We start from the raw sequence: 9,709 nt of genomic DNA on the forward strand, positions 1-9,709 counted from the left end.
GCAAATAAAGTAGACTTTTCTTGCCAAGGACGGAACCGGGACAAGCTTCGATAACCAATTGTCAGTAGCACCCGTTGCCCTTGTAGGTAGTCTCCAGATAAAAGCGTGTCGAAACTATCTAGCTCTATTACCAGCTGCTTCTGTAAGCTTGCATCAATAACCGGACGCTCGTAGCGGAGATAGGGAATCTGTTGCTTTTGGGCAGTTGCGATCGCTATCTTGGAAATCTCCGCCGCATAGGGATGAGACGCATCCAAAATCGCCACAATTCCCTGCTCTTTTAAAAACCAATCCAACTGCGCTGCATCCAGATAGCCCACCCAAATTTGCAAGGAGGGTATTGATGGATACAGCGTTCTAGCGGCTTCTGTAGTGACAGTAACAATGCAGGGTAGATGGAAACGAGCGATCGCTTTTGCTAACTCAGCACTCTCCTGAGTGCCCCCAATTAGCCACAGGCGTTGCTCAAAGGATGAAGAATTCATTGTTTCTGATTCATCCCTCACCCTTTATCCTTCTTCTATCCCTTGAGTGCTTTTCTAAAGTTCTGACGATAGGATTTATTGCCAATTATCAAAGCAGGCCATAACAGAGCCAGAACGAGCCGACCTTGGCTGAAATTCGTTCGGCGGAACCCCTTCCAGAATCTCCATCCGCCGTATCCATAAGCCCCTAGAAATAATAAGCCTAATAACGTACCCATTCAAACAATCCTCATTAACCCATTAAAACTGACTGCATTTTTGTCGCCACCAGCAACTGTTAATCTTTCCAACACTGTTTGAGACATCCACCTTGGGCAGTTCCAGAAGATTAGAACATTCTGCTTCATCTCTCAAGTGTAAGCTAGACTACGCAATTGATTCCGGCTACACGGCAAAGTAGCATTGATTCAGTTCTAACCTATCCGAGGTTGAGTTGTAGCTGCACCCTCAAGATGTAACAAAAGCAATTTTCTGGATTGAGGAGCCAGCAGATACCAGCAATCAACGAGATAATTAGGGAGTCGCCGCTAAATTTAACATCTGCTTTAAAATGAAAGCCTTAAAGGATTTGCCCAGAGTCAAGGCTGCACTCTAATCTTATGAGGGATACCTTAAATTTCAAGGGTATAGGAGACTAAAAGACAAGACTTAGGTCAACTTAAATCATCAAGGTCACGCCCGTACCATAACAAAGAATCAGGAGGACTTATGCGAGCAGTGCTGATGGCTGGCGGTTCGGGAACGCGGCTGAGACCGCTGACGTGCGATCTTCCCAAACCGATGGTGCCGATTCTGAATCGACCGATTGCAGAACACATTATCAATCTGCTCAAGCGGCATCAGATTACAGAGGTTATTGCCACTCTGCACTATCTCCCTGATGTCATGCGAGACTACTTCCAGGACGGCAGCGACTTTGGAGTGCAGATCACCTATGCGATTGAAGAAGACCAGCCTTTAGGTACGGCTGGTTGCGTCAAGAACATTGCTGAGTTACTAGATGAAACCTTTTTAGTCATTAGCGGCGACAGCATTACTGATTTTGATTTAACCCAAGCAATTGAATTTCACAAAAGACAAAAGTCAAAAGCAACCCTGATTTTAACCCAAGTTCCCAACCCGATTGAATTTGGCGTGGTAATTACAGATGAAAAACAGAGAATTCGTCGGTTTTTAGAAAAGCCTTCTTCTAGCGAAATTTTCTCCGATACTGTCAACACCGGCACCTACATTCTGGAACCAGAAGTCCTGCAATACCTCCCCAGCAATCAGGAGTCTGACTTCTCGAAAGACTTATTCCCATTGCTATTGGAACAAGACGAGCCGATGTACGGCTACGTTGCCCAAGGATATTGGTGCGATGTAGGTCATTTAGATGCTTACCGAGAGTCTCAATATGATGGCTTACATCAAAAAGTTAAATTAGACTTTGCTTACGAGCAAGTGTCTCCCGGACTGTGGATAGGTCAGAACACTCATATCGACCCATCAGCCAAAATTGAAGCGCCTGCACTGATCGGGAATAACTGCCGGATTGGGGCACGAGTGCATATCGAACCAGGAACCTCAATTGGTGACAATGTGACGATTGGAGCTGACGCAAACTTGAAGCGTCCAATTGTCTGGAATGGAGCGATTATTGGCGAGGAAGCGCATCTGCGGGCTTGCGTAATTGGCCGTGGTACCAGAGTCGATAGGCGATCGCACGTTTTGGAAGGAGCCGTCGTGGGTTCGCTCTCTACCGTTGGGGAAGAAGCGCAAGTTTCGCCCCAGGTGCGTGTTTGGCCTAGCAAACAAATTGAATCGGGCGCGACATTAAACATTAACTTGATTTGGGGTCACACGGCTCATCGCAATTTGTTTGGGCAACGCGGTGTGAGTGGGTTAGCGAATATCGACATCACTCCAGAATTTGCTGTCAAACTAGGTGCAGCTTACGGTTCCACATTAAAGCCCGGTTCCCAGATCACCATCTCCCGCGACCAGCGGAATATTTCCCGCATGGTCAGTCGCGCTTTGATTGCGGGTTTGATGTCGGTGGGTATTCACGTGCAAAACCTGGAAGCAACTGCAATCCCAATTTCCCGCACCGTCATTCCCACTTACTCGGTTGCCGGAGGTATCCACGTGCGGGTGCATCCAGATCGACCCGACCACATTTTGATCGAATTTTTCGATCGCAAGGGCATCAATATCTCGAAATCCCAAGAGAAAAAAATTGAGGGAGCTTATTTTAAGGAAGACTTGCGGCGAGTCCAGATTCAAGAAACTGGAAATGTCGCCTACCCCAGCCAGGTGCTAGATGTTTACAGCACGGCGTTTGAGAACCATCTAAATACGGGGGCAATTCGTAATTCAGGCTCGAAGGTAGTCATTGACTACGTTTATGCAGTTTCAGGAGCCATCCTGCCGCAACTGTTGGCAAAATTTGGCTGCGATGCTGTGGTACTGAATGCTAGCTTGAATCAAACCGGACTGGCTGCGGCAGAACGAGAAGCGTTGCTTAATCAGCTGGGTCATGTGGTAGAAGCGCTAAAAGCAAATTTTGGCGTCCAGGTATCAGCAAACGGAGAACAGTTAATTTTGGTGGATGAATCGGGTACGCCGATTCGCGGTGAAATGTTGACAGCGCTGATGGTTAACATGATTCTCACCGCACATCCCAGAGGAACGGTGGTGGTGCCGGTGCATAGCAGCAGTGCGGTAGAACAGATTGCTCGTCGCCACGATGCTAAGGTGATTCGCACGAAGGCAAATCCCACGGCGTTGATGGAAGCGTCTCAAGCGAATCCAAATGTGGTACTGGGTGGCAGTGGGGAAATGGGCTTTATTTTTCCACAGCTGCATCCGGGGTTTGATGCCATGTTCTGCATTGCCAAGATGATGGAGATGCTGACGATGCAAGAGCGAAATCTGGCAGCAATCCGCGCCGATCTCCCCCGCGTTTACCACAAGAGTTACACGGTGCGCTGCCCCTGGACGGCAAAAGGAGCCTTGATGCGCCATTTAGTAGAAACCCACCCAGCCGAACATCTGGAATTAGTGGATGGAGTGAAGATTTGCAACTACCAGGATGATAGCTGGGTGCTAGTGTTGCCGGATGCGGGTGAGCCGTTGGTGCATATCTTCGCCAATAGTAATGACCGGGATTGGGTTGATGAAACCTTACGGGAGTATCGCGGTCGGGTTCAATCGTTTGTTGACCAAGAGGAAGGTGTGGAGGAAGTTAAATTGCAATTGGTGTAGGGTGTTAGGTAATCGGTAATCGGTGAAGAGCGATCGCTCCTTCATCCTTGGTTATTCGCTGATGACGAATGACGAATTGCGAATAACCAATTACCCGTTACCATACCCACTTTTGGGTCTTCTTTGGTACATTTGTTCTATTATGAATGAGGCCGCTCGGTTCAGCGCGAGGATCTTGGAGTTATGAACAGCTGCATTTTAATGGCGGAGATTATCAGGGAACCGCAACTTCGTTACACGCCGGATACCCAAACGGCGGTTACGGAGATGATGGTACAGTTTCCTGGACTGCGGGCGGAAGACCCCCCGGCAACGGTGAAGGTCGTCGGCTGGGGCAATTTAGCGCAAGAAATTCAGGGAAGTTTCAAGAAGGGCGATCGCGTCATCCTTGAAGGTCGCCTGACGATGAACACCATTGACCGGCAAGAAGGTTTTAAAGAAAAACGCGCCGAGTTGACGGTTTCCCGGATTCACAAAGTGGCAATCGATACAGATTTTGACACTTCGGTAGCCGAATCGGCTCCTCCCAGCAATGTCGTTCCAATGGGGTCGCGTCGTCCTAGCTCCGCACCCGCTGATGACAGCGATGGGGGAATGTCTGGAGACTTCCCAACAGAGGAAACACCGCCCAGTCGCGTTCCCTCCCGAACGGGCAGCCGTTCTACCCCACCGCCTCAAGGAGATATCGACGACATCCCCTTTTAGCCGTCATGGGTCATGAGTCATTAGTCTTTGGCAACATATTCATGGCTAAGGGCTAATCACTCGTAACTAATCGCTATTTGTGAAGATAATCGCCCAAAAAATCGAAGGGATCTTCGTCATCCCAACAAGGTTCAGGCCACAACCAGATGAGGTTGTGGTTAATATCTGCTTCGATTTCCTCACTGTCATCTCGTTCAAATAGCACTGCCAGTGCTGTCACGTCTCGCTCTCGCAAAGGCATGAGCGATGCGCCTTGAGTGCCTAAGTCATAGCTTTTCTTGGTTGAAAGGCCATAGGAGATCAGAGCGTTTTCCCCAGCCACATAGCGCGCGGAAGGCTCGCTCTCAAGCTTTGACCTACAGAGGGCGAGTTCTAGGGGGAAGGTGGTGCTGTCGTTGCTAGATGAAGGGATAAGCATGGGTGCATACCGTAACAGCGTGGCAGCAGCTATATAAGCGAAGCGATCGCGCAGAAAACCTAGAGCAGTTTTTCAATTCTGCGTAGATTCTGCGTAGAAGTGCTTCGCCTTCGCCTTTCCCGGCGGCAGAACGTTTTGCTTTCCAGCCTTGTTTCGCTTGCCGTTCCGGTTGCCAGCGATCTTTCTGGTCCGTCGCAGTAAATGCACAACCCCTTACACCACAAAAGAGCGTAAGACCCCTTAATCAAGATAATTACTTCCTGGGTAGGAAGTTGTATTCTAACTTTCTCCTCTGCAACTGTCTATCTATCAATTTATGTAGGCACAAATTATCTAGGCACAAAGTAGTGCCACTTCTACAAGGCAAACTAAGCTTTACAAAAATTTACAACTAAGCCCTAATTATGAGGCGAACTCTGAGGAAGTGAAGTAATTTTGTTTAAGTAGCTCTGTTCACTCCTCCTCAAAAAATAGCCTGTGTTTCAACTTTTATACGTTCTGGTTCATGCAATCCAGCCAGTTTTAGTACCTCTATGCTTTTTGTGTGCGTGGATGTTGCTCCTTTTGATTGGCTGGAGTTTATTTAGTACGATCTCCGCGAGTTTTACCAAAGCGAAGCAAATGCACAGCGTACCCTGTACCAATTGCCGATATTTTACCGGCGATTACCGGCTCAAGTGTACCGTGCAACCCAGTATTGCCCAGACTGAAGAAGCGATTAACTGCTCTGACTATCGTCCAATTCCGGGTTTTTCGTTCCATTCTCAAGACACAATTTGACACTCCTCGGCGTAAACGCGCGAGATTCTTTCTTCAACCAGTCGATTTGCTCGTTGATGTCACCACCCGCGAGTAGAGATCGGTCTGTCCGAAAGCGTTAATTCCGGCGTGCCCCGCCGTATTTAAATCAATACCTGTTTGCCTTAAAGCTTTAGCCAAAATGTTTAGTGCGGCGTTGTGGTCGCGGTCTAATACAGTTCCACAGCCACATACATGAGTCCTGACTGATAGCGACTTCTTAACTGTCGCACCGCAGTTAGAACAATCTTGGGATGTATATTGAGGAGCAACAGCAACGACTGTTTTTCCGTACACCTTCCCTAAATACTGCAACCATTGGGCGAACTGTGACCAAGCTGCATCACTAATGCTTTTTGCAAGCTTGTGGTTTTTCACCATATTCTTCACCTGCAAGTCTTCGTAGGCTACGAAATCGCTAGATTTCACCACGCACAACGCCGTTTTTACGGCGAAGTCTTTACGCTGTCTGCTGACTTTTAGGTGTTTTCTTCCTAGCCGATTAATGGCTTTCCGGCGGTTGGCCGATCCTTTCTTTTTCTTAGAAACTCGTCGTTGCAAGCGCTTCAGGGCTTTCTCGCTTTTTTGAAGATGGCGAGGGTTTGGAACAGTTTCTCCTGTGCTGTCGGTGTAAAAATGGGCTAATCCCACATCCAGCCCAACCGCTTTGCCCGTAGGAACGATTTCTTCTACTCGTTCTACATTGATGCAGAACTGGCTGTAGTAGCCGTCAGCGCGACGGATTACCCGCACTCGCTTAATCTCTTCGGAAGCGTAGAAATATAGGTCGCGAGAGCCGACTAACTTAAACGTTCCAGCTTTAAAGCCATCCGTGAAAGTCAAGTGTCTCTTATCGGAAGAAAGCTTCCACCCGCTAGTCTTGTACTCTACAGAGCGAGTACACTTCTTGAACTGCGGGAATCCTTTCTTTCCAGGCGAGTTCGCTTTGCAATTAGCAAAGAAACGTTGAATTGCAATCAGGGCGCGTCAAGCCTCGGCTGAACGCGCCATTGAGTTAAGCTTGCCTGCCCAATCAAACTCTTTGGCTAATACAACACATTGTTTGTAGAGGTCAGAGAGCTTAATTCCTTGATTGTCCATCCAGTACCGGAGTGCTTTGTTGCGGATAAACTGCGCGGTTCGGATCATGTCGTCAATGACCCGATACTGCTCATGTCTACCTTTTAACTTGAACTCTAATACAATTATGGGGATATCCTACCCTGTTTATAGCAACTTATTGCTATAAACAAAGAAAAATTGCCCTAGAAGGACGGGGCTTTAAACCCGTAATTTTTGGGTAAGATTACTGCGGGTGTTTTTTTACTCTCTGAATCGAGAATGCTAATTCAAAAGCTCCATGACTGCGAAGAATTTATTGCCGGTGATGCCACTCAGTTGAGGGAGTTATTGCATCCAGATAAACAGCCGGTAGAATTGCGTTACAGCTTGGCTCACGCGATTCTGCCGGTGGGACAAACTTCGACGCCGCACTCGCTAACAACTTCCGAGGTTTACTACATCCTTAGCGGTGCTGGTGAGATGCACATTGATGAAGAAACCCAGTTGGTAGAACCTGGAGATATAGTTTATATTCCGCCGAATGCCAAGCAATTTATTCACAGTTGCGGAACTGAACCGTTGGTGTTTATCTGCATTGTCGATCCGGCGTGGCGTAAGGAAGACGAAACAATTTACGACGCTTGAGTACACAAACGCAGGCAAAATTTATAATTTGCCTGCTACAGACATTTTGTTGCAAGCGATCGCATTACTTTTGAATTGCTTCCTGGCTCGGAAATACCTGATTCATTCAATTTAAATCTTTAAAACAACAACAGCACTCCAACCAGACTCGCTAAGTGATTTCCTCTTATGGGCAATTCGACGTGGAGTTGCACTAACTTACAAAGTTTAGTTGCATCGCTCCCTAGTCACTAGCTTAGGAAATATCAGCCTTCTGGATGAGTGCTGCTGTTGTTGGATGAGACAGATGTTAAATGAAACAGCGTTTTTACCTCTCAAGTCGTATGTGAACCGCGCTGTAGAATCTGTCAGGGAAGCTTTTTAGCTTCATATTTTTACTTTAGCAGGCATCTCCAGAAGCACCAGTAAATGAAACCAAAATTCATGTTGTTGGAGAGAGCTACTATTCAGATTATGAAACAAAGTTAAGTGGGAATCGCGGGTATGAAGGATACGAGCGTCGCATCCACGAAACCCATACAAGTCCGTAGCAGAGAATCCTAGGGCGATAGGAACCTTCGGAACGTGGATTAAGTAGGGGCATGGCACAGAAAAAGCCCCTACCCAAAAAAATCGGAGGTTAATCAATCCACCGTTAACCGCTCATTACGAATCTTCAATCGAGGTTGGCTAAGTTCACCTTGGCTTCTGGAGCCTGGTAGATACCACCAGAAACTTGTAACTTCTGTAAAAACTCTTGCGTTAACTTAAGGAATGCTTTAGAGCCAGATGAATTGGGGTTGTTGAGACTCACCGGGGTAAAACTATCAACTGCCTTAGAGACATTTACATCCATTGGAATGCGGGTTTTGAAAATTTGAGCCGGGGTAAAATCTTCAGTAACTCGCTGCATCACTTGCTGGTAATATCTTCCACTCAGAATGTTCCCTGACATAATAAAGACAATTCCCATCAGGCGGAGATTGAGTAAGCCATCCAAATTATGACTTTCTTTGAGCTTATTAATCCGTCTTTCTAGCAGTTGAATTCCTACAACGGATAAAGGTTCTGGTCTAGCTGGCAGCAAGTAGAAATTACTAGCGACAATCCCACTACGAGTCAAAAGATTGTAGCCAGGAGCGCAGTCCAGAATAATGAAGTCGTAATCTTTAATTATCGGCTGTAAAATCCCTCTGACTAATTGCTTTTCAAACTCATTCCAAACTTGAATGAAGTTACTATTGCCATCCCTTAGCGCTCTTTCATGGAGCATCTCAGACACTAAAAATTCATCGTAGAGATCGATATCCCCCGGCAATAAATCCAGCCCTTTAACCGTACAAACGTAAGGCTGAATAATATCTTGGATTGAAAGATTGGTTGGAAGATCGGGTTTAACTGCTTTATAGACCAGCTGTCTCAACGTGCGTTTCTCTTTCCGGCTCTTTCCAAAGTCCTGTGGGGACATCAGGCTGAGCGTAGCACTGATTTGCGTGTCTAAATCGACGACTAGAACCCGTTTCCCATGATGTTTGGCTAAACAAGTCGCCAAGTTGACACTGAGAGTCGTCTTACCGACGCCGCCTTTCATGTTTACCGTTGCAATTACATATCCCATTTGTTAGCTCCTCTCAAGCCTACGCCCCGCTAAATACAAAGCGAATCGCAGTCACTCAATCCCTGGTCAACTGTTACAGCCTTAATAATAATCTTGGATTCGCCGTCGTAAGGCAATAGCGCGATATGAGAGTTGCGACGATTTGGGATCGCGGTGTTCCGTTCGTCACGGATATCGCCAATCAAAGCGGAATCTCTCCAGAATAGCGATGGCACGTGCGATCGCTTCTCTTACCCTACAGCGTTTGCCCAGAACTTGCGCTGAAATCAACTATCCCAGATTTCTGAAAATTATGTAAACTTTTATAAATAAAGCAAAACACCAATCAATATCTATGACAACTAATAGTGGATTTGGCAAAGTTCAAAAAACCAAAAAAACTCCCAAAAGCTCCACCAAACGCGCGGAAGCATCCAAGCAGTACGACAAGATGAAGGGGGACGGAGTACCAGAATTCAATATTTACATTCGCATCCAAGGTAAAAAAAACTGGTTTCCAGTCGGTTCCCTAGCGGTGAATCGCACCAGTAAGATTAATCAAGCCATCTTCGACACCCAAGAAGACTTACGCCAAGGAGCCTTCCGTCTATTTCCCGTCCTCCGCAAGAACCAGAACAATTTGGAATATGGCTATCGCCTCAAGGGTTCTGAATATGCAGATGAGCCAATCCAAGTTGCCGTTCCTCCTCAGCCATCTGTCCCGAACGCGATTCAAGCAACGATCGATAAGCTGAAGAATAGCTTCTCTGGGCT

Annotated in this window: 8 protein-coding genes and 1 pseudogene; 4 read left to right on the plus strand and 5 right to left on the minus strand. The window is 46.9% G+C overall.

What is annotated here, in order from left to right:
- Positions 1-485, minus strand: a 485-nt coding sequence (locus H6F50_RS15785; RefSeq protein ID WP_190429425.1) for a precorrin-6A/cobalt-precorrin-6A reductase, incomplete at its 3' end; no start/stop codon positions are given.
- A gap of 708 nt (positions 486-1,193) precedes the next feature.
- On the opposite strand from H6F50_RS15785, the gene H6F50_RS15790 reads away from it, so the two are divergent.
- Positions 1,194-3,731 (plus strand): mannose-1-phosphate guanyltransferase, encoded by a 2,538-nt coding sequence (locus tag H6F50_RS15790; protein ID WP_190429426.1) that lies wholly within the window; start codon positions 1,194-1,196, stop codon positions 3,729-3,731.
- A gap of 183 nt (positions 3,732-3,914) precedes the next feature.
- Positions 3,915-4,436, plus strand: coding sequence for a single-stranded DNA-binding protein (locus tag H6F50_RS15795; protein WP_190429427.1), 522 nt, complete (start codon positions 3,915-3,917; stop codon positions 4,434-4,436).
- A 73-nt stretch (positions 4,437-4,509) separates the two neighbouring features.
- Here H6F50_RS15795 and H6F50_RS15800 read toward each other — a convergent pair whose 3' ends face one another.
- The 3 genes and pseudogenes from H6F50_RS15800 to H6F50_RS15810 form a co-directional block, all read right to left on the minus strand.
- A complete protein-coding gene (locus tag H6F50_RS15800; RefSeq protein WP_190429431.1) occupies positions 4,510-4,854 on the minus strand; it encodes a hypothetical protein in 345 nt (114 codons plus the stop codon).
- A 579-nt stretch (positions 4,855-5,433) separates the two neighbouring features.
- The gene (locus H6F50_RS27985; protein ID WP_190429428.1) at positions 5,434-5,616 is read right to left on the minus strand and encodes a hypothetical protein; all 183 of its coding nucleotides are present in this window, start codon (positions 5,614-5,616) and stop codon (positions 5,434-5,436) included.
- A 51-nt stretch (positions 5,617-5,667) separates the two neighbouring features.
- Positions 5,668-6,861: pseudogene (locus tag H6F50_RS15810) on the minus strand (transposase).
- Positions 6,862-6,993: 132 nt separating this feature from the next.
- Here H6F50_RS15810 and H6F50_RS15815 point away from each other — a divergent pair.
- Positions 6,994-7,359, plus strand: a complete 366-nt coding sequence (locus H6F50_RS15815) for a cupin domain-containing protein (RefSeq protein WP_190429429.1) — start codon at positions 6,994-6,996, stop codon at positions 7,357-7,359.
- 655 nt (positions 7,360-8,014) lie between these two features.
- On the opposite strand, the gene H6F50_RS15820 is transcribed toward H6F50_RS15815, so the two are convergent.
- A complete protein-coding gene (locus H6F50_RS15820; protein WP_190412090.1) occupies positions 8,015-8,956 on the minus strand; it encodes a ParA family protein in 942 nt (313 codons plus the stop codon).
- A 334-nt stretch (positions 8,957-9,290) separates the two neighbouring features.
- Between H6F50_RS15820 and H6F50_RS15825 the strand changes: the two genes are divergently transcribed.
- Positions 9,291-9,709, plus strand: a 419-nt coding sequence (locus tag H6F50_RS15825) for an HHL1-like protein (protein ID WP_190429430.1), incomplete at its 3' end; no start/stop codon positions are given.

Origin of the sequence: Coleofasciculus sp. FACHB-712 (genome assembly GCF_014695635.1) — a bacterium.
Taxonomy (GTDB): Bacteria; Cyanobacteriota; Cyanobacteriia; order Cyanobacteriales; family FACHB-T130; genus FACHB-T130.